Genomic DNA, 17,955 nt, shown 5'->3' on the forward strand with positions numbered 1-17,955 from the left:
GATGCCTCCCGTTGTCAGCCGCGCGCCTTGCCGAGATCCGCCGCGCAGGGAATGTGCAGCTCGCCCACCGTCACCGTGCGAGCCGCGTGCACCGCGCGCAGCGTGGCGATGGCGACGGCCTCGGCGGCCATGGTGCTCAGCACCGTCATGCCGGGGGCGTCGCCCTCCAGCGGCACGCGGCCGGTAGCCAGCGCGAACAGCGTGTCGCCGTCGCTCATGGTGTGCACCGGGTTGATGGCGCGTGCCAGGCCGTCGTGCGCCACCGTGGCGAGCCGGTTGGCCTGCACCTTGGTCAGCACCGCGTCGGTGGCGATCACGCCGATGGTGGTGTTGGTGCCCGCGAGCAGCGGCTTGGGGCTCAGGCCGCGCAGCAGCGCGCGGCGGGTGTCGAGCAGCGCATTGCCGTCCTCGGTGCGCGCGCCGGCCACGGGCTGGCCGGTGTCGTGGTCGATCACGTCGCCCAGCGAGTTCACGGCAATCAGCGCACCCACCGTGACGCCGCCCACCTTGACCGATGCGGTGCCGACGCCGCCTTTCATCGCGCGGTGCACGCCGAAGAGCTTGCCCACCAGCGCGCCGGTGCCGGCGCCCACGTTGCCCTCGGCGGGCGCTGCGGTGCTGGCGGCTTCGCAGGCCGCATAGCCGGCGGCCGCGTCGGGACGGATGCGCGCGTCGCCCAAGGGCAGGTCGAACAGCACGGCGGCCGGCACGATGGGCAGGGTGCCGAAGCGCACGTCCATGCCGATGCCGCGTTCCTCCATCCAGCGCATCGCGCCTTCGGCGGACGCCAGGCCCCAGGCGCTGCCGCCCGCGAGCATCACCGCGTGCACCTGCTGCACGAGGTTGCCGGGCGAGAGCAGGTCGGTCTCGCGCGTGCCGGGCGCGGCGCCGCGAACGTCCACGCCGGCCACCGCGCCTTCGCGCGCCATGATCACGGTGCAGCCGGTGGGACGGCGGGTTTCGGTGAAATGGCCGACCTCGATGCCGGCGACGTCGGTGATGGCACCGGCGGAATGGGAGAGGAGGGAGGAAGACGGTGCTGACATGGCGGCCGATTATGAGACCGCACCCTCTACCATCGCCGGCCATGACGGTTGCAAGAAGTTTCTCTTCCCCCGGCGGGGTTCGCCACGTGGTGGTGATCGGCGCGGGCGCGGTCGGCAGCGCCACCGCCATCGAGGCGCTGCGCGCGGGCCTGCGCGTGCCGGTGCTGGAGCCCGGCGAGCCGGGCGGCCAGCACGCCACCAGCTACGGCAATGCCGGCTGGCTTTCGTCGCACTCGGTGGTGCCGCCCGCGCTGCCGGGCGCATGGCGCAAGGTGCCGGGCTGGCTGGCCGATCCGCTCGGCCCGCTGGCCCTGCGCTGGCGCTACCTGCCGCGCGCCTTGCCGTGGCTGCTGCGCTACCTGGCTTCAGGCTGGACCGAGGCGCGCGTGCAGCGCACGGCCGACGCGCTTCGCACGCTGCTGGCCGATGCGCCTGCGCTGCATGCGCGGCTGGCAGCCGAAGCCGGCGTGCCCCAGCTCATCGAGCAGCGCGGGCTGCTGCATGCCTACCGCTCGCGCGCCGAGTTCGACGGCGACGCGCTGGGCTGGCGCGTGCGCCGGCGCACCGGCGTGCAGTGGGAGGAATGGCCGCAGGACGAACTCCGCCGCCGCGAGCCCGACCTGGATGCGCGCTACACGCTCGGCATCTTCGTGCCCGAGGCCGGCCACTGCCGCGACCCGGGCCGCTACGTGGCTGAGCTGGCACGGCATGCGCTCGACGCGGGCGCCGAGCGCATTGCGGCTCGCGCGTCTGGTTTCCGCATCGAGGGCGGCCGCCTGCGAGCCGTGCTCACCGATACCGGCGAGATCGCCTGCGACGCCGCCGCCATCTGCGCCGGTGCCCGCTCGGGCCCGCTGGCGGCGGCGGCCGGCTCGGCGGTGCCTCTGGAATCGGAGCGCGGCTACCACGTGGTCGTCGAAGACGCCAAGGCCGGCCCGCGCACGCCGACCATGGTGGCCGACGGCAAGCTCATCGCGCACTGGATGGACGGCGGCCTGCGCGCGGCCGGGCAGGTGGAGATCGCGGGCCTCGAAGCCGCGCCGGACTGGCGCCGCGCCGAGATCCTGCACGCGCATCTGCAATCGATGTTTCCCTCGCTTGTACGGCCCGCATCGGGGGCGGTCACCGTGAAGCACTGGCTGGGGCATCGCCCGAGCCTGCCCGATGGCTTGCCCTGCATCGGGCCGGCTGCCGCGACGCCCGACATCGTGCTGGCCTTCGGCCATGGCCATGTCGGCCTGTGCGGCTCGGCGCGCACGGGGCGGCTAGCGGCGCAGTTGCTCGCGGGCACCGATCCGGAGACTCCGCTGGCGCCATTCGACCCGGCGCGCTTCTACTAGAACGCGGCGCGTTCCAGCTCGGCGAGCAGGGCGCGCGTCGCACGGCTGAGAAACGCCGAGCGGCGCACCACGCACGCCACGGGCACGCGCACGTCGAGATCGTCGATGCGGATCAGCGCGAGGCTGCCCCGCGCGACTTCTTCCGCGATGCCGCTTGCCTGCAGGAAGGCGAGGCCGAATCCCGCCTCCACCAGCCGCTTCTGCGCCGTGAGGCTGTCGACCGCACTCCAGTCGATGCGCTCCACGCCCCGCACGAGGAACTGCGAAAAGATCGCCTCCGCATGCGGCTCGGTGCGCCGGGGCGGCTGCGGAAAGGCCAGCCACCGCTCCTTCGAGAGCCGCACCAGCGACTTCAGACGCCTGCCCGCCAGCGGATGCGACGGCGCGCAGGCCACCACCAGCTGCTCGTTGTGGATGACCTTGCACAGCAGGTCCGGCGACGGGTCTTCGTAGTAGCGCAGCCCCACTGCCACGTCGCTCGCGCGCACCTTCTCGCTGACCTCGGCGCTGGTGGCCGTCTGCAGGCGGATGTCGAGGCCGGGCAGCGAGGTCCGCAGCTTCGCGAGCACCGCCGCGAGGCCCGAGCTTGCCAGCGTGCCGACGGCGGCGATGTGCACCGTTCCCGCCGCGTCGGATTTCGCGGCCTGCACGGCGGCCACCGCGTCGCCCAGCGCTGCAGCGACCTTCTCCGCATGCGGCAGCAGCGCCTCGCCCGCCTGGCTCAGCCGCAGCCCCCGGCCCACGCGCTCGAAGAGCGGGGCGTCGAGCTCCTCTTCAAGCAGCGCCAGGCGGCGGCTGATGGCCGACTGCGTGCGCGAGAGGGCGGTCGCGGCGGCCGACACGCCGCCTTGCCGGTGGACCGTCAGGAATGTGGCGAGGGCTTCCGAGTCCATGTGGCGAATCCATGCAAAGAATCGATGGGTTGAAGAAATATTATGCGTTTGACGCGTGCCACAGCGGCCGCGACGATCGGGCCTTCATCGATCAAGCCGGAGCTGGAATGGACCCGAAGACACGCCTGGCGCGCGGCCGCGCCTTTCTCGAACTGCACCGCGCGAATCGCGGATTCGTCATGCCCAACGCCTGGGACCCGGGCAGCGCGGTGCTGCTCGCGGCGGAGGGCTTCGAGGCGATAGGCACCACCAGCGCGGGCATCGCGTTCTCGCTGGGCAGGCCCGACTACAACGTGAGGGACTCGCGGCTCGCGGTAGGGCGCGAGGAGATGCTGGAAGTGGTCGGGAAGATCGCCGCAGCGGTCTCCATCCCCGTCAATGCCGATCTGGAAGCGGGCTACGGCGACGCGCCCGAAGATGTGGCCGACACGGTCCGCGTGGCGATGGATGCAGGCGCGGCTGGCGGCAATATCGAGGACACCGATGCCGCGCACGGACGCCTGTTCGACGAGCAACTGGCCGTGGCCCGCATCGCGGCCGCCCGCGCCGCCATCGATGCGGCCGGCGGCAGCTTCGTGCTGAATGCGCGCACCGACGCGTTCCAGTTTCCAGGCAACGGCGCGCTGCGCATCGCGATCCAGCGCGCCAACCGCTTCATCGAGGCTGGCGCGGACTGCGTGTTCGTGCCCGGCGTCACCGATCCGTCGCTGGTGTCGACGCTGGCGCGCGAGATCGCGGGCCCGCTCAACATCGTGATGGGGCTGAACGAGGCGGGCGCCAGCGCCTTCAGCCTGATCGAGGCCGGCGCCAGGCGCATCAGCGTGGGTGGTTCGATCGCGCGCTCGGCCATGGCGCTCGTGCGGCGCAGCGCGCAGGAACTGCGCACGCTGGGAACGGTTTCCTACGCGAGCAGCCAGATCCCGCAGCGCGAGCTGAACGCGGTGTTCGAAGCCGCGCTGCGGGCCGGGCTCAGTTCGCCGGAGCTATCGACAGCACGGTGAGCGCGCCGTCGACCTTGTCGGCGGTGAACTGCACCTTGTCGCCGGGCTTCACCTTGCCGAGCAGCGCGGGGTCGCTCACGCGGAACACCATCGTCATGCCCGTCATTTCGAGGTTGGGAATGTCGCCGTGCTTCAGCGTGATCTTCTTCGCGTCGAGGTCGATCTTGCGCACCTCGCCCTCCACGGAGGGCAGGGCAGCCTGGGCGAAAGCCGCGGCGGCGAGCAGGGTGGCGGAGAGGGCAGTGAACAGTTTCTTCATGATGAGTTTGCTTTCCTTGTCTGGGTGGTTCGAGGATCGATTCAGCGATAGCTCTGGAAGACGCGCGTGCTGCCATCGGCCAGCACCAGCAGCACGTCGTAGGGATCGCGCTGGTCGCCGTAGGCCGGGCCGTCCATGCCCGGCGAGCCGACCGGCATGCCGGGCACCGCAAGGCCGACGGCCTTGGGCTTTTCCTTCAGCAGCCGCTGCATTTCGCGCGCGGGCACATGGCCTTCGATGGCGTAGCCGCCGACGAGGCCCGTGTGGCAGGAGCCTAGCTTGGCCGGAATGCCCAGCCGGTTGCGCGCGGCCGTGTTGCCTTCGTCGTGCACACGGGTGGCGAAGCCGTTCCTGTTGAGATGCTTCACCCAGTCCTGGCAGCAGCCGCAGTTCGGGTCCTTCCAGATCTCGACCATCGGCGCGGCGGCCAGCGCTTTGGTCGCGGCGAAAGGCATGGCGGTGGAAGCCAACGCCAGCAACACGCGTCTTCTCTTCATGGGGTCTCCTTCAGGATTTGTGGCCGCCCATGGCGGCAGGCAGCACGCGGACGCGGCCCGCCATGCCGAGCTCGTAGTGGTCCTTCACGAGGCAGGCGAAGTCGAAGTCGCCGGCGCGGTTGAAGGTCCAGACCATGCTGCCGGTCTTGCCGGCGGGCACGTGGACCATCCATGGATCGTCGTGCTCCATGTCCGGAAACTTCTTCATCATGGCCGCGTGGGCCTCGATCTCGGCGGTGGTGCCGAGCACCAGCTCGTGCAGCTCCTTGCCGCGGTTCTTCAAGCGCAGGCGGACGGTGTCGCCCTCGCGCACCTCGATGACCGAGGGCTTGAAGCTCATGTCGTCGGCCATCGCGATGTCGATGGTGCGCTTCACCGCGCTGCTCTTGCCGGCGATGCCCCAGGGCTTCTGCTCGGGCGCGAGTTCGGCGGCGCCCTTCGGCCTGGGTTTGTTGTGGGCCTCGTGCGCGAACGAGGCGCTGGCGAGTGCCGCGAGCGCAAGGCCCGCGACGATGGACTTGAGTTGTGTCTTTTTCATGAGGTGAGCTCCGTGAGAAAGGAGGACGAAAGAGCAGAGGTCAGTGGTTGTGCGCGTCATGCCCCGAGGGCTTGCGCACGGTCGCGTCGGGCTTGGCGCCCGTCGGCGAGGCCGGGGCTTCCTTGCGGGTCGCCGGCGGCACGTTCGCGCCCTTCACCTCGCGCGCGACGGTGCCCGGCGGGTGCCTGAACCAGCCCGGGTCGCGGTAGTCGCCGGGTTTCTGGTCGCGCCGCACCTTCAGCAGCGTGAACATGCCGCCCATCTCGGCCGAGCCGAAGGGGCCGGTGCCGGTCATCATCGGCACGGTGTTGTCGGGAATGGGCATCTCCATCTCGCCCATGTCGGCCATGCCTTTGTCGCCCATCACCATGTAGTCGGGGACGAGCTTTTTTATCTTCTCGGCCACGCCCTTGTGGTCGACACCGATCATGGTGGGCACGTCGTGGCCCATCGGGCCCATGGCGTGGTGCGACTTGTGGCAGTGCATGGCCCAGTCGCCTTCCTCGTCGGCGATGAACTCCAGCTGCCGCATCTGGCCCACCGCCACGTCCACCGACACCTCGGGCCAGCGCGCGGTGCGCGGCACGGGGCCGCCGTCGGTGCCGGTCACCTCGAACTCGTGGCCGTGGATGTGGATCGGGTGGTTGGTCATCGTCAGGTTGCCCACGCGGATGCGCACGCGGTCGCCCTTGCGCACGTTGAGCGTGTCGATGCCCGGGAACACGCGGCTGTTGAAGCTCCAGATGTTGAAGTCGGTCATGGTGTTGACCTTGGGCGTGGCGCTGCCGGGCTCCACGTCGAAGCTGCCGAGCAGGAAGCAGAAGTCGCGCTGCACCGGCTCGATCAGCGGATGGCTTTCCTTCGGGTGCGTCACCCAGAAGCCCATCATCCCCATCGCCATCTGCACCATCTCGTCGGCGTGCGGGTGGTACATGAAGGTGCCGGGCCGGCGCGCGGTGAACTCGTAGACGAAGGTCCTGCCCGGCGGAATGTGCGGCTGCGTGATGCCGCCCACGCCGTCCATGCCGTTGGGCAGGCGCTGGCCGTGCCAGTGCACGGTGGTGTGCTCGGGCAGCCTGTTGGTGACGAAGATGCGCACGCGGTCGCCCTCGACCACCTCGATGGTCGGGCCGGGCGACTGGCCGTTGTAGCCCCACATGTTGACCTTGAAGCCCGGCGCCATCTCGCGCACCACCGGCTCGGCGACGAGGTGGAATTCCTTGACCCCGGCGTTCATGCGCCAGGGCAGCGTCCAGCCGTTGAGCGTGACGACAGGGTTGTAGGGGCGGCCGTTGGGCGGCAAGAGCGGCGGTGCGGTGGCGGTGGAGCCCTGCGACACCGGCTCGGGCAGCGCGGCCATCGACACGCGGCTCACGCTCGTGGCGGCGACGGCCGTGGCCGCGCCCGCGAAGAAGTTGCGGCGGTTCATGTCAGTGCCCTCCCGTTGCCGGCGCTTCGGTGGCCGAAGCGGTCTGCAGCGCGGACATTCCACCGGGCGAGCTGCCCGTGAGCACCAGCTGCAGGTCGGTGTCGGCGATCCAGAAATCGCGCTGCGCCTCGATGCCCGCGTTCACCGCGAGCATGCTGGCGCGCGTCTCGCCCAGCAGTTCCCACACGCTGGCGAGCATGCCGTTGTAGCGCAGCACCATTTCCTCGTTGACCTTCCTGCGCAGCGGCAGCACCTCGTCGCGGTAGCGGCGGGCGAGCGCGTACGCCGTGTTCCAGCCCTGCCATGCCTCGCGCGCCTCGCTCGCGGCGAGCACGCCCACGTCGCGCACGCGGGCCGCCGACTGCAGGTACTGCGCCTCGGCGCGGCCGTTGCGGGACTGGCCCCAGTCGAAGATGGGAATCGGCAGCTCCAGGTCGAAGCCGCGCTGGGTCTTCTTCGTGCGGTCGGCGTCGTTGTCGAAGGTGGTGTTGCGCACCACGCCGATCTCCAGCGCGTTGATGACGCTGGTGGCGTGCGTGAGGCCGAGCGAGCCGGCCACAGCGTTGTTCTGCGCCTGTGCCGAGCGCACGTCCAGGCGGTCGCGCAGCGCCCGCGCCTGCACGTCGCCGAGCTCCGGCGCGGCCTTCGGCAGCGGCGGCAGACGGTCGGGCAGGGTGTAGCTCGCGGCGCGTTCGCCACCCAGGCCCATCAGGCGCGTGAGCTGCTCGCGCGAGGCGACTGCGGACTGCTCGGCGCGCGCAAGCTGTGCAGCGGCGTCGGCCAGCAGCAGCTGTTCGCGCGTGCGCTGCAGCGCGCTCCAGTTGCCGGCCTGGGCCATGCGGTGCGCGAGCTCGGCACCGGCTTCGGCGGTTTCCTTCGCGTCACGCAGATAGGCCACGCCCTGTTGTGCGGCCACTGCGCGAACCCAGGCGCGGCGCGTGTCGGCCGCGAGCATCAGCACGCTCTGCGCGGCCTGCAGCTTGGCGGCCTCGTGCCGCTGGCCGGCCCACCGGGCCTGCCATGGCAGCGTGACGAGGCCCAGCACGTTGAAGCTGAGCATCCGCTCGAACTCGCGCTCGCTGCCCTGCGCCAGGCGACTGAAGGAGAGCACCGGGTTCGGCAGGCTCGCGGCCTGCACGCGGTCGGCATCGCTGAGCTGCAGGGTCGCGAAGGCGTCCTGCACGCGCGGGCCGTTGATGAGCGCGATGCGCACCGCGGACTCGACGTCCAGCGGTTTGGCCAGCAGCGCATCGACGCTCTTCTGCGAAGCCTCGTCGGGCGTGCGCTGGGCGGTGGCGCCCGCCATGAGCGGGTTGCCCGACACCAGCGCCTGCACGTCGGCGCTGCCGCCGTCGGGCGAGAGGCTGGCGCAGCCGGCGAGCACCAGCGCGGCGGCCAGCGCTGCGCCGGTCCTGATGGTTCCGATGGATGGGAGCCGCGGCGGGCGCGCTTCGCTACGCCTGCGATGGCCACGGGTGCCGGCAGCCTGCCGGCGAATGAGGGAATTCACTTTCGATCTCCATGAGCAATACGACGGACGCCGCGAGCCGGAACAACGGGCTCACTGCGGACGGACTACGGGCAGGGAGATCAGGAAATGGGCGGCTTCAGGCCCTGGACGGGCTCCGCGCTGGCGAAGCGTGCCGCGTGGGCCGCGGGCGACGCCTGGGGCGCGCCGTGAACGATGGCGACAACAGGCATGCCGCCGAGCGCCACGGTGTGGCAGACCTGGCAGGCGACGCAGGTGCCGCAGCCTTGGTGGTCGTTGTGGCTGGTGTTGCTGCTGCCGTCGTCATGGCTGCTGCCGTGGGCAGACGACATGGCCATCGCCATGTCGCCGCCTGCATCGGCATCCATCGCCTCGTGGCAATGGGCTTCGGTTGCTGCTGAGGCCACGGTAGCGGCCTCCATGGCCGCCGGCAGCGAATGCCGCACCATCTCGACCGCCATGGCATCGCCCAGCCAGCCGCGGATGGGCAGCAGGACGATCATGATGGCGAGCAGCAGGGTGCGCATGGGGCGGGATGATAAACCGGCGGATCGGCACGCAGGTCAAGACACCAGTTGGCCGCGGGCCTTGTCGACCCACACCTGCAGGTTGTCGAGCAGGTCCTTCTGGCTGAAGGAGCAGCTTTCCTCGCTGAAGAGCGCGCTCGACTCCAGCCGGTCGAGCAGGCCGAGCAGCACCTCGCCGTAGCGCGGGGGGAGGGCGCCCAGCAGTTCGGTACTGGCGCGGGCCTCGTCCGACAGCGTGGTGACGGAGCCGCCTTCGTTGTTGCGCAAGGCCGCGACGCGCGCGGCGATTGCGTCGAGCTGCTGCAGCGCGGCGCTCACGATGCGTTCTTTCCGGGAGGCGGCAGCGAGAGGCCGCGTTCGCGCATCAGGTCGCGCAGGATGTCGGGGTAGTCGGTGATGATGCCGTCGGCGCCCCAGTCCATCAGCCGCTGCATGTCGGCGCGCTGGTTCACCGTCCAGGGCAGCACCTTCAGGCCGAGCTTGTGGGCCTCGCGAATGACCTCGGGCGTGAGGTCGGCGAAGGCCGGCGACCAGATCACCGGCCCCGGCGCATTGGCCGACGCGGCCCTGACCATCTGCGGCACCGAGGCGAAGCTGGCCGCGTCGAGGCCGTCGGTCCAGCGCTTGTCCTTCAGCGTGCGGGCCGTGGTGAGATAGGCGCGCGGCAGCTGCGGCGCGAGCTTGCCCACCAGCGTGAGCGTGCGCCAGTCGAAGCTCTGGATGGTCACGCGGCCGGCCATGTTCGCCTTGTCGATCTCGGCGAGCAGCGCGCGCACCATCGGCTCGGGCGCGGCGGTTTCGTCGGGCTTCGACGGGTCGATCTTGGTCTCGATGTTGAAGCGCACCGTGGCGGCATCCGCGCCGCGAGCCTGCACTTGCGCGAAGAGCGAGGCCAGCGTGGGAATGCGCTCGCCGTCGCGCGGAGCCTGCAGCGCGAACAGCTTGCCGTAGTTGCTCGCCGGGTTGATGCGCCCCACGTCGTAGGTCTGCAGCTGTGCCAGCGTGAGCGTGCGGATGGGCGCGCCGCTCTTCGGCGCGAGCCATGCGCCGCTCGCGTCGCGCGTGTGGTCGGGGTTGAGCGAGGTGTCGTGCGAGATCACGACCACGCCATCGGCCGTGAGCCCGATGTCCAGCTCCAGCGTGGTCACGCCCATGTCGACTGCGTTGGAGAACGCGGCCAGCGTGTTCTCGGGCGCCAGTCCGCGTCCGCCGCGATGGGCTTCGAGGTCGAAATGCTGCTTGGCCGTGGGCATGATGGCCGAGCAGCCGGCCAGGAGCAGCGCCGAGGCCAGGAGGGTGTATTTCATTTGAGCTGTACCTTGATGCCGTTGTCCTGCACGGTGATGTCGCCGATCTCGTAGGTCTTGCGCCCCACGGTGAGCTCGTCGGCCGTGAAGCTGCGCAGCACCTGCCCCTGCAGCAGCTCCTGCGCGACCACCGCGCCCACCTTCTGCAGCCGCTCCGCGTCGCGGCCCTCGATGCCCTGCAGCTCCAGGCGCTCGGCCTTGGGCTGGTCAAGCCGCAGCGCGCGCGCCGTGGCGTCGTACCGCAGGGCGCTGCTGACCGACACCACGCCCTGCACCGGCGAAGCCGCCAGCAGCGGGCTCGCGATGGTCAGCGTGGCGGTGATGGCGGCGCGATTGGCCTTCGAATCCAGGCCCAGCTGCGGATCGCGCAGGCCGACCATGAAGATCTCGGCATAGCGCTCTGCCACCGGAAAGCGCTTGGCGATCTGCGTTTGCAGCTCGTCGCGGCTGGCGGTGTATTCGCTGGTGAAGAAGTTGAAACCGGCCAGCGCCGCGAAGGGCGCCTGCAGCGCCGTGGCGCCCAGCAGCGCGCGCAGCACCCGGCGGCGGGAGGTGGGGGGCGGGTTGCGGTGGTTCATAGGGCTCCGAGCTTGCCACAGGCGGGAAGTTTCCCGGTGCCGGGCGGCGCGCCGATGGCCTGTACCTGCATCTCGTAGCGGGCGAAGGCCCGCTCGCCCTTGTGGATTTCGCTGTGCAGCGAAAAACCGAAGCGCTCGTACAGCGAGCGCAGCGGCGTCCGGTCGGCCACGCAGTCGAGCCGCAGCCAAGGTCGGCCCAGTTGCGCCGCGCGTTCGCGCGCGAACTCCAGCAGCCGCACCGAAACGCCATGCCCCGCCCAGGCCCGGCTCACCGCGAGCTTGTGCACGTAGAGCGCGCTGCCGCTTTCCATCTCGGGCCAGAAGCCCGGGTCCTCGAGGTCGATCCGCACCACGCCGGCCACGTCAGTGCCTGCGCGGGCGATGAAGTAGCCGCCGGCATCGGTGTCGCGCTGCACGCGCTCCAGGCCGACGTCGGCAGCCGACCACAGCGGCCGGCCCTCGGCGGCAATCCATCGGGCGGCTTCGTTCAGCACGGCGGCGACTGTGGCGGCCTCGTCGGGCCTGGCTTGTTCGATCTGCATCGAGGGCAGAGCATAGCGGTGCGAGACCTCAGCCATGCCGGACGACGTCGAAGCCTTCCTCCGGCGACGGCGCGGCGAAGTGGCTGCCGATCAGGTCGAACTGCGCGTCCGTCGTCTCGAAGGGATGCGTGCCGCTCGCGTTGCGCGCGCGCAGGCGGGCCTTGCAGACCTCGTCGGGCACGTCGAGAAAGTGCAGCGCGTGCGCCGCGCCGGCGCCCTCGAAGATGCCGCGCATCCACTGGCGGCTGGCCACCGTGTTGGCGGGAAAGTCGAGCACCACCGAAACGCCCGCGCCGAGCAGCGCCACCACATGCTCCGCCATCGCCTTCTTCAGCCGGCCCGCACGGCGCACGTAGTCGGGCAGTTCGTGGATCTCGCCGGGGTACAGCGCGGCCAGCCATGTGTCCTCGCTGATCAGCACCGTGGTGGGCGCTTCGGCGAGCTGCCGCGTGAGCGTGGACTTGCCGGCGCCGATCTTGCCGCAGACCATGTGGAGCACGGCGCGGGGGAGTGGTGTCATATCGATCTCCTGGAGGGGTGGAAGAAAGATGCCCCAGGAAACGAAAAACCCGCCTCGTGGAGCGGGTTGCATGGCGTGTACCTGTTGTCGTTCGAAGTGCCGCGCGCTAACCCACCGTCTTCAGGATGGGTCGAATAATGGACGCGGTACGCAGGCAGGCCATGGGCCGAGGATAACCCGGCCGGTTTCGATTCAGTCGTGCAGCGAAGACAGGAACTGCTTCAGCTCCGCCGTCCGCGGATTGCCGAACAGCTCCGCCGGAGGCCCCATCTCGTGCACGCGGCCCTGGTGCATGAAGATCACGCGGTCGCTGACCTTGCGCGCGAAGCTCATCTCGTGCGTGACCATCAGCAGCGTCATGCCCTCGTCGGCCAGCGATTCCACCACGCGCAGCACCTCGCCCACCAGCTCGGGGTCGAGCGCGGACGTGATCTCGTCGCACAGCAGCACGGCCGGCTCCATCGCCAGCGCGCGGGCGATGGCCACGCGCTGCTGCTGGCCGCCGGAGAGTTGGTCGGGCATGGCATCGAATTTCTCGGCCAGGCCCACGCGAGCGAGCAGCTTGCGCGCCTGCGAGGCGGCTTCGAGGCTGGTGCGCTTCTTCACCAGCGTGGGCGCGAGCATCACGTTCTTGCCGACCGTGAGGTGCGGAAACAGGTTGAAGCCCTGGAAGATCATGCCCACGCGCTGGCGCAGCTCGCGCATGGCCATGGCGCTCTCGTGCAGCAACGGTTTGCCGTCCACCGTGAGCGAGCCTTCCTGGAACACCTCCAGCCCATTGATGCAGCGAAGCAGCGTGCTCTTGCCCGAGCCGCTCTTGCCGATGATGGCGATCACCTCGCCGCGCTTCACTTCGAGGTCGATGCCCTTGAGCACCTCGTTGGTGCCGTACGACTTGCGCAGCGCCGTGATGCGCACGATGGGCGAGCCTGCCACGGTGGCGGGCTGTTGTTGGGGTTCAAGCACGGCGGCCATGGGATTTCCTCTCGAGGTTCTTGGCGTACAGGCTCACCGGGAAGCACAGCACGAAATAAAGCAGGGCCACGCAGCTGAACACCACGAAGGGCTTGAAGGTGGCGTTCGAAATCATGCTGCCGGCCTTGGTGAGTTCGACGAAGCCGATCACCGAGGCCAGCGCGGTGCCCTTGATGACCTGTACCAGGAAGCCCACCGTGGGCGCGATGGCGATCTTCACCGCCTGCGGCAGGATCACGTGGCGCAGCTGCTCGCCGAAGCTCAGCGCGAGGCTGCCCGAGGCCTCCCACTGGCCCTTCGGTATCGAGGCCACGCAGCCGCGCCAGATCTCGGTGAGAAAGGCGCTGGTGTAGAGCGTGAGCGCCACGCTGGCGGCGGTCCACGCCGACACATCCACGCCGAAGAGCGCGATGCCGAAGTAGGCCAGGAAGAGCTGCATCAGCAGCGGCGTGCCCTGGAAGAGCTGCACGTAAAGGCCCACGGCCCGGCCGATCGCCTTGCCGCCGCGCAGCCGCAAAAAGAGCAGCAGCGCACCCACGATGCCGCCGCCTATGAAGGCGATGAGCGAGAGCACGACAGTCCAGCGCAGTGCCAGCAGCAGGTTGCGCAGGATGTCCCAAAGTGAAAAGTCAGCCATGATGGTGAAAGTGCCCGTGTTCGCTCAGCGTCCGAAGAAGAACTTCGGCCCTGCCCAGTCGAGCAGCCGCCGCAGCGCCACCGACAGCGCCAGGTAGATCAGCGTGGCGACGATGAAGGCCTCGAAGGCGCGGAAGTTGCGGCTCTGGATGAGGTTGGCCGCGTAGCTCAGCTCCTCGGTGGAGATCTGCCCGCACACGGCAGAGCCCAGCATCACGATGACGATCTGGCTCACCATCGCGGGCCACACCTTCTTGAGCGCCGGCGGCAGCACCACGCGCAGGAACACCTGCGACTTGCTGAGCGCCAGGCTCACGGCCGCCTCGATCTGCCCCTTGGGCGTGGCCTCGATGCCGGCGCGGATGATCTCGGTGGAGTAGGCGCCCAGGTTCAGCACCATCGCGATCACCGAGGCCACCTCCGGCGTGAGCTTGACGCCCGCGGCCGGCAGCCCGAAGAAGATGAAGAACAGCTGCACGATGAAGGGCGTGTTGCGGATCAGCTCCACGTACGTGCCCACGATGGCGCGCAGCCACTTCGGGCCGTCGGCGCGCGCCCAGGCGCAGAAGGTGCCCACGATCATGCCCAGCACGGTGCCGACGGCGGTCAGGCCGATGGTCCACGCCACGCCGCGCAGCAGCAGCGGCCACTCGGAGAGCACCGCAGCAAAGTCAAACTCGATGTTCATAAGTCAGCCTTCTCTTCGTGGAACGCCGCGGAACCGGCTTTGCCGGGCCGCAGGCGTTGCCCCCAGCGAGGGGGTGTGCGCAGCGACACGAAGTGCGCGAAGCATGGGGGAGTGCTTGTTCAGACGGGGAGGTCGCCAGCGGCCTTGCCGAGCCACTTCTTCGACATGGCGTCGAGCGTGCCGTCCTTCTTGGCGGCCGCGATGATCTCGTTGACCTTGGTCTTCAGCGCGGTCTCGCCCTTGGCCACGCCGACGAAGCAGGGGCTGTCCTTCAGCAGCAGCTTGAACTCGGCGCTGACCTTCGGGTTCTTGGCGAGCATGTCGCCGGCCACGGCGGCGCTGGTCGCGATGGTCTGCGTCTGGCCGGCCACGAAGGCGGCGATGGTCGCGTTGTTGTCCTCGAAGCGGCGGTAGTCGACGTTCGGCGGCGCCACCTTGTTCAGCTCCTGGTCTTCCATCGCGCCGCGCGTCACGGCCACGGTCTTGCCGGCCATGTCGGCGAAGCTGGTGAGCTTCATGCTCTTGGCGGCGTACACGGCCTGGAAGAAGGGCGCGTAGGCCGACGAGAAGTCGATCACCTTCTCGCGCTCGGGGTTCTTGCCCAGCGTGGAGATCACCAGGTCGGCCTTCCTGGTCTGCAGGTACGGGATGCGGTTGGCGCTGGTCACGGGCACCAGCTCGACCTTCACGCCGAGCTTGGCGGCGATCAGCTCTGCCATCTCCACGTCGAGGCCTTGCGGCTTCATGTTCTTGTCGACCGAGCCGTAGGGCGGGTAGTCGGTGGGCACGGCGATCTTGATGGTCTTGGCCTTGAGCACGTTGTCGAGCGCGTTCTGGGCATAGGCGCCGCCGGCCGAGGCCAGCATGGCGGCGGAAGCGAGCGCGAGGGCGATGCGGCGCTTGGAAGCAGAGAAAGTCATAGCAGGGCTCCTAGGTAAGTCGAAGAATCGGAATCGGGTGGTGCGCCGGGCTTGCGGCCCTTGCCTTTGGGCGTGGCCGTGTTCTGAAGCGGCGCCAGCGCGTCGCGCAGCTGCGCCAGCGGATCGGTGGGCGCCTGCACGCGCAGCGCCGACTGCACCGTGCCGATGTGCTCGGCCATCAGCGCCTCGGCGGCGGCGTGGTCGCCGCGCTCCAGCGCCGCGACGATCTGCACGTGGTCTTCGCAGGACTGCACCGCGTCGTGCGTGGACTGGTAGAGCATCGCGATCAGCGTGGTGCGCGCCGTGTAGTCGCGCAGCGTGTCGGCCAGCAGCGTGTTGCCCAGGCACTCGGCCAGGCAGACATGGAAATCGCCCAGCAGGAAGCTGCGGTTGCCGACGTCGCTCTCTTTCAGTGCGGCCTTTTCACGCTGCAGGTGCGCTTTCAGTTGGCGCAGGGCGGTCTTCTCGATCTTGCCGGCGGTGCCCGCGCTGCGGATGAGGCCCAGCTCGATCACCCGCCGCGCCTCGAAGGCCTCGCGCGCCTCGTCCTGCGAAGGCTCGATGACGAACCAGCCGCGCCGCGCGCTCACCGTGACGATGCCGCGCGCCGCCAGCCGCGTGAGCGCCTCGCGCACGATGGTGCGGCTGCAGTCGAACAGCATCGCCAACTGCTGCTCGCCCAGGCGCGAACCCGGCGCGAGCTTCTGCGCCATCACCGCCTCGACGATGCGTGCACTGATTTCGGATGCGGAGATGGCCATAGGCCTGCATACCAGCAGCTTCTGTGCCAACTGGTATGCAAGACGTGTGCACCAAAAAGATGCTTGGCGGTCTCCAGGCTTTCAGAACCTGCTTGGAAAATCACCTTTCTCGAATGCGGGAATCATGGCCTTGAGTTCCTCGACCCGCTCTGGCGTGCAGAACTTGGGGTTGGCCTTGCTCTGCGCCGCATGGAAATCGATGCCGTTCATGCCGTGCGTCAGTGCGTCCTGCTGGTACTTGCCGACAAGTGCCGCGATGACGCCCGCGCGGTCGTACGGAATGCCGCAGGTCATCGCCGCGCCCAGGCGCGACCAGGCGAATTGCAGGTTCGGGTCCCACCCTGCGGCGTCGGGCCCGGTGAAGCCCTTGTCGTAGTGGTACTCGTAGACGTTCGGCTCGATCTTGTAGGCGCCCATCCCGCCTTTGCCCCGGTAGCCGCCATAGTCGGCGGCCAAGGCTGCCTGCCCTGCCACCGCGGCAAGCAGGAGGATGGCGATGCGTGCCGTGCTCATGTTCATATTCATATGGAATCTAGGAAGGGTTGCTGGCGGCTATCTCGCGACGAAGGTCGCGCTGTCGTAGCCGTACCGAGCAAGTAGCGCATCGAAGGGCGATTGCCCCAGCGAGGCGAGCAGCTGCGCACGATCGTCCGGTTTGAGTTCGGTGCCCAGCAATTCCTTGCCGCGTTCGAGGTCCTTCCTGGCCAATTCGCGCTTGCCCTGAGCGTCGTATGTGAGGGCGCGGTATAGGTAGGCCCACGCATAGGTCGGTTGATAGCTCAGGCCCTCGGTGAAGGCTTCGGTCGCTTCGGGCCATTGCTTGAGCTCGCTCAAGGTCCTGCCCAGGTGGTAGTACGGCGCCATGCCCGCAAGGCCGAGCCGCTGGTCCTGCATCTTGCGCAGCAGCTCGAGTGCCTTTTCGGGTTGCCCTGCATCTCGGTACAGCGACGCAAGATTCATGAAGTCCCAGCTCTCGCGGGGTGGCACCAGGCGCTGGGACGCCTCCAGGTCCTGAATGGCCTCACTGTATTGTTTGAGCTGCCCTCTCACTTGGCTGCGTATCTTCAGCGCCAGGCCTTTCAGGATGGCGGTCTGCGGTCCGCTGTCTACACAACGGGTCCAGAGCTCCAAGGCCTTGTCCGGTTGGACATACGCGGTTTTGTTGTCGGTCAGTGGCAGGTTGCTTGCGACCCTGCATGCGCCTTGGCCGGAGAGGGGCACAGACGCGCAGCCCGCGACGGCCACTCCCAGCGCGGCGGCCAGGACGATTCTCATGACGGCTTGGCTCATTGCTGCAGCGAGGCGGGAAGGTCAGGACGCACGCGCTCCAGCAAGGGTGGCGTGACGGAGCCTTGCAAGGCGCAGGAGACCTTGGTTCGGCCGGGGGCCTCGTCGGCTTCGATGAGCAGAACGCGCTCGACAGAGCCCTTCTGCGTCACGGATCCGGATTGTCCGCCCCGGCGCCATGCGTCGATGGGATCGCCGATCCGCCGGTTCTCCGCGCGAGCCCATTCGGCGCCTGTCTTCACGACGCGCTGGGCTGGCTGCAGAAGACGGTTGAGGGCGTCCGCGGCGTTGTCGGGTGTGCCTTCGACGTCGAATCCCCACCAGATGAATGCGCCCATTGTCGCGTCGTAGCTCACCTCGTTGCGCCAGGCGAGCAGGCGCAGGCCTGCCACGTCGATCGGCCGTGCGAAGGACTGTCGCTGTCCTTTCGGCGACCGCGGGTCAGCCACCGTCGGGGCGGCTGCCGTGCCGTTCGCGGCGACTTCGACGCCTGATCCAAAGAGCTGCGGCTTCTGGCCCAGCAAGGTGAAAAACGACGCATCGCATTGCGCGAACGCCGTGAGCGCCGTCTTCGCTACGTCGAGGTCGGGCGCGAGGTTGGCGGATGCCTTGTCGGCGGCACCGGCCGAGAATGACATGGCCGTGAGGCAGGCCAGGGCTGCCATGCGGCGGCCGAAACCGGTGTGGTCTTGATGTGTGAGCATTGCGCGATTCCTCCCGTT

23 protein-coding genes are annotated in these 17,955 nt (G+C 69.0%); 2 read left to right on the plus strand and 21 right to left on the minus strand.

Annotated elements, in window-relative coordinates; all coding sequences use genetic code 11:
- Window positions 1-14: 14 nt before the first annotated feature.
- Window positions 15-1,046 carry a P1 family peptidase gene (locus tag EJP67_RS23500; RefSeq protein WP_126024135.1) on the minus strand — a complete coding sequence of 344 codons (1,032 nt, stop codon included), beginning with the start codon at window positions 1,044-1,046 and terminating at the stop codon, window positions 15-17.
- A 41-nt stretch (window positions 1,047-1,087) separates the two neighbouring features.
- On the opposite strand from EJP67_RS23500, the gene EJP67_RS23505 reads away from it, so the two are divergent.
- On the plus strand, window positions 1,088-2,386 hold the full coding sequence (locus EJP67_RS23505; protein ID WP_126024136.1) for an NAD(P)/FAD-dependent oxidoreductase: 1,299 nt from the start codon (window positions 1,088-1,090) through the stop codon (window positions 2,384-2,386).
- On the opposite strand, the gene EJP67_RS23510 is transcribed toward EJP67_RS23505, so the two are convergent.
- Window positions 2,383-3,279, minus strand: a complete 897-nt coding sequence (locus EJP67_RS23510) for a LysR family transcriptional regulator (protein ID WP_126024137.1) — start codon at window positions 3,277-3,279, stop codon at window positions 2,383-2,385. The two genes, EJP67_RS23505 and EJP67_RS23510, sit on opposite strands and share 4 nt — an antisense overlap.
- A 107-nt stretch (window positions 3,280-3,386) precedes the next feature.
- On the opposite strand from EJP67_RS23510, the gene EJP67_RS23515 reads away from it, so the two are divergent.
- On the plus strand, window positions 3,387-4,280 hold the full coding sequence (locus EJP67_RS23515) for an isocitrate lyase/PEP mutase family protein (RefSeq protein ID WP_126024138.1): 894 nt from the start codon (window positions 3,387-3,389) through the stop codon (window positions 4,278-4,280).
- Here EJP67_RS23515 and EJP67_RS23520 read toward each other — a convergent pair.
- The 19 genes from EJP67_RS23520 to EJP67_RS23610 all read right to left on the minus strand — a co-directional run bounded on the left by EJP67_RS23520 (window position 4,249) and on the right by EJP67_RS23610 (window position 17,937).
- A complete protein-coding gene (locus EJP67_RS23520) occupies window positions 4,249-4,539 on the minus strand; it encodes a copper-binding protein (RefSeq protein ID WP_126024139.1) in 291 nt (96 codons plus the stop codon). The genes EJP67_RS23515 and EJP67_RS23520 overlap by 32 nt on opposite strands.
- Before the next feature lie 41 nt (window positions 4,540-4,580).
- Window positions 4,581-5,036 (minus strand): DUF411 domain-containing protein, encoded by a 456-nt coding sequence (locus EJP67_RS23525; RefSeq protein ID WP_126024140.1) that lies wholly within the window; start codon window positions 5,034-5,036, stop codon window positions 4,581-4,583.
- A gap of 10 nt (window positions 5,037-5,046) precedes the next feature.
- A complete protein-coding gene (locus EJP67_RS23530) occupies window positions 5,047-5,574 on the minus strand; it encodes a cupredoxin domain-containing protein (protein ID WP_126024141.1) in 528 nt (175 codons plus the stop codon).
- A gap of 40 nt (window positions 5,575-5,614) precedes the next feature.
- Complete coding sequence (locus EJP67_RS23535; RefSeq protein ID WP_126024142.1) at window positions 5,615-7,003, minus strand: multicopper oxidase family protein; 1,389 nt, start codon at window positions 7,001-7,003, stop codon at window positions 5,615-5,617.
- 1 nt (window position 7,004) lies between these two features.
- On the minus strand, window positions 7,005-8,513 hold the full coding sequence (locus EJP67_RS23540) for a TolC family protein (protein ID WP_126024143.1): 1,509 nt from the start codon (window positions 8,511-8,513) through the stop codon (window positions 7,005-7,007).
- 80 nt (window positions 8,514-8,593) lie between these two features.
- Window positions 8,594-9,019 carry a DUF2946 family protein gene (locus EJP67_RS23545; RefSeq protein WP_126024144.1) on the minus strand — a complete coding sequence of 142 codons (426 nt, stop codon included), beginning with the start codon at window positions 9,017-9,019 and terminating at the stop codon, window positions 8,594-8,596.
- A 36-nt stretch (window positions 9,020-9,055) separates the two neighbouring features.
- Window positions 9,056-9,337, minus strand: coding sequence for a hypothetical protein (locus EJP67_RS23550; protein WP_126024145.1), 282 nt, complete (start codon window positions 9,335-9,337; stop codon window positions 9,056-9,058).
- Window positions 9,334-10,326, minus strand: coding sequence for a glycerophosphodiester phosphodiesterase (locus EJP67_RS23555; protein WP_126024146.1), 993 nt, complete (start codon window positions 10,324-10,326; stop codon window positions 9,334-9,336). Before EJP67_RS23555 ends, EJP67_RS23550 begins: the two co-directional genes overlap by 4 nt.
- Window positions 10,323-10,904 (minus strand): DUF1439 domain-containing protein, encoded by a 582-nt coding sequence (locus EJP67_RS23560; protein ID WP_126024147.1) that lies wholly within the window; start codon window positions 10,902-10,904, stop codon window positions 10,323-10,325. The genes EJP67_RS23555 and EJP67_RS23560 overlap by 4 nt, the downstream gene beginning before the upstream one ends.
- A complete protein-coding gene (locus tag EJP67_RS23565) occupies window positions 10,901-11,446 on the minus strand; it encodes a GNAT family N-acetyltransferase (RefSeq protein WP_126024148.1) in 546 nt (181 codons plus the stop codon). Before EJP67_RS23565 ends, EJP67_RS23560 begins: the two co-directional genes overlap by 4 nt.
- Before the next feature lie 28 nt (window positions 11,447-11,474).
- Window positions 11,475-11,966, minus strand: coding sequence for a P-loop nucleotide/nucleoside kinase family protein (locus EJP67_RS23570; protein WP_126024149.1), 492 nt, complete (start codon window positions 11,964-11,966; stop codon window positions 11,475-11,477).
- 192 nt (window positions 11,967-12,158) lie between these two features.
- Complete coding sequence (locus EJP67_RS23575; protein WP_126024150.1) at window positions 12,159-12,941, minus strand: amino acid ABC transporter ATP-binding protein; 783 nt, start codon at window positions 12,939-12,941, stop codon at window positions 12,159-12,161.
- On the minus strand, window positions 12,925-13,578 hold the full coding sequence (locus EJP67_RS23580) for an amino acid ABC transporter permease (protein ID WP_019654918.1): 654 nt from the start codon (window positions 13,576-13,578) through the stop codon (window positions 12,925-12,927). The genes EJP67_RS23575 and EJP67_RS23580 overlap by 17 nt, the downstream gene beginning before the upstream one ends.
- Before the next feature lie 24 nt (window positions 13,579-13,602).
- Window positions 13,603-14,265: an amino acid ABC transporter permease gene (locus tag EJP67_RS23585; protein ID WP_126024151.1), complete on the minus strand. Its 663-nt coding sequence runs from the start codon at window positions 14,263-14,265 to the stop codon at window positions 13,603-13,605.
- 119 nt (window positions 14,266-14,384) lie between these two features.
- Window positions 14,385-15,185, minus strand: a complete 801-nt coding sequence (locus EJP67_RS23590) for a transporter substrate-binding domain-containing protein (RefSeq protein ID WP_126024152.1) — start codon at window positions 15,183-15,185, stop codon at window positions 14,385-14,387.
- Window positions 15,182-15,946: a GntR family transcriptional regulator gene (locus EJP67_RS23595; RefSeq protein WP_126024153.1), complete on the minus strand. Its 765-nt coding sequence runs from the start codon at window positions 15,944-15,946 to the stop codon at window positions 15,182-15,184. Before EJP67_RS23595 ends, EJP67_RS23590 begins: the two co-directional genes overlap by 4 nt.
- 81 nt (window positions 15,947-16,027) lie before the next feature.
- A complete protein-coding gene (locus EJP67_RS23600) occupies window positions 16,028-16,459 on the minus strand; it encodes a hypothetical protein (RefSeq protein ID WP_240650757.1) in 432 nt (143 codons plus the stop codon).
- 39 nt (window positions 16,460-16,498) lie between these two features.
- The gene (locus tag EJP67_RS23605) at window positions 16,499-17,221 is read right to left on the minus strand and encodes a tetratricopeptide repeat protein (protein WP_165909683.1); all 723 of its coding nucleotides are present in this window, start codon (window positions 17,219-17,221) and stop codon (window positions 16,499-16,501) included.
- A gap of 11 nt (window positions 17,222-17,232) precedes the next feature.
- Window positions 17,233-17,937: a hypothetical protein gene (locus EJP67_RS23610; protein ID WP_126024156.1), complete on the minus strand. Its 705-nt coding sequence runs from the start codon at window positions 17,935-17,937 to the stop codon at window positions 17,233-17,235.
- Window positions 17,938-17,955 lie beyond the last annotated feature (18 nt).

It is taken from the genome of Variovorax guangxiensis (genome assembly GCF_003952165.1).
Lineage (GTDB): Bacteria > Pseudomonadota > Gammaproteobacteria > Burkholderiales > Burkholderiaceae_C > Variovorax > Variovorax guangxiensis.

Bases quoted from the DNA above. Each gene is read 5' to 3' on its own strand.
- EJP67_RS23520 (WP_126024139.1), bottom strand. From the start codon at position 4,539: ATGAAGAAACTGTTCACTGCCCTCTCCGCCACCCTGCTCGCCGCCGCG.
- EJP67_RS23515 (WP_126024138.1), top strand. From the start codon at position 3,387: ATGGACCCGAAGACACGCCTGGCGCGCGGCCGCGCCTTTCTCGAACTG.
- EJP67_RS23560 (WP_126024147.1), bottom strand. From the start codon at position 10,904: ATGAACCACCGCAACCCGCCCCCCACCTCCCGCCGCCGGGTGCTGCGC.
- EJP67_RS23585 (WP_126024151.1), bottom strand. From the start codon at position 14,265: ATGAACATCGAGTTTGACTTTGCTGCGGTGCTCTCCGAGTGGCCGCTG.
- EJP67_RS23555 (WP_126024146.1), bottom strand. From the start codon at position 10,326: ATGAAATACACCCTCCTGGCCTCGGCGCTGCTCCTGGCCGGCTGCTCG.
- EJP67_RS23505 (WP_126024136.1), top strand. From the start codon at position 1,088: ATGACGGTTGCAAGAAGTTTCTCTTCCCCCGGCGGGGTTCGCCACGTG.
- EJP67_RS23525 (WP_126024140.1), bottom strand. From the start codon at position 5,036: ATGAAGAGAAGACGCGTGTTGCTGGCGTTGGCTTCCACCGCCATGCCT.
- EJP67_RS23545 (WP_126024144.1), bottom strand. From the start codon at position 9,019: ATGCGCACCCTGCTGCTCGCCATCATGATCGTCCTGCTGCCCATCCGC.
- EJP67_RS23510 (WP_126024137.1), bottom strand. From the start codon at position 3,279: ATGGACTCGGAAGCCCTCGCCACATTCCTGACGGTCCACCGGCAAGGC.
- EJP67_RS23535 (WP_126024142.1), bottom strand. From the start codon at position 7,003: ATGAACCGCCGCAACTTCTTCGCGGGCGCGGCCACGGCCGTCGCCGCC.
- EJP67_RS23600 (WP_240650757.1), bottom strand. From the start codon at position 16,459: ATGAGCACGGCACGCATCGCCATCCTCCTGCTTGCCGCGGTGGCAGGG.
- EJP67_RS23575 (WP_126024150.1), bottom strand. From the start codon at position 12,941: ATGGCCGCCGTGCTTGAACCCCAACAACAGCCCGCCACCGTGGCAGGC.
- EJP67_RS23570 (WP_126024149.1), bottom strand. From the start codon at position 11,966: ATGACACCACTCCCCCGCGCCGTGCTCCACATGGTCTGCGGCAAGATC.
- EJP67_RS23605 (WP_165909683.1), bottom strand. From the start codon at position 17,221: ATGAGAATCGTCCTGGCCGCCGCGCTGGGAGTGGCCGTCGCGGGCTGC.
- EJP67_RS23610 (WP_126024156.1), bottom strand. From the start codon at position 17,937: ATGCTCACACATCAAGACCACACCGGTTTCGGCCGCCGCATGGCAGCC.
- EJP67_RS23500 (WP_126024135.1), bottom strand. From the start codon at position 1,046: ATGTCAGCACCGTCTTCCTCCCTCCTCTCCCATTCCGCCGGTGCCATC.
- EJP67_RS23580 (WP_019654918.1), bottom strand. From the start codon at position 13,578: ATGGCTGACTTTTCACTTTGGGACATCCTGCGCAACCTGCTGCTGGCA.
- EJP67_RS23530 (WP_126024141.1), bottom strand. From the start codon at position 5,574: ATGAAAAAGACACAACTCAAGTCCATCGTCGCGGGCCTTGCGCTCGCG.
- EJP67_RS23595 (WP_126024153.1), bottom strand. From the start codon at position 15,946: ATGGCCATCTCCGCATCCGAAATCAGTGCACGCATCGTCGAGGCGGTG.
- EJP67_RS23565 (WP_126024148.1), bottom strand. From the start codon at position 11,446: ATGCAGATCGAACAAGCCAGGCCCGACGAGGCCGCCACAGTCGCCGCC.
- EJP67_RS23590 (WP_126024152.1), bottom strand. From the start codon at position 15,185: ATGACTTTCTCTGCTTCCAAGCGCCGCATCGCCCTCGCGCTCGCTTCC.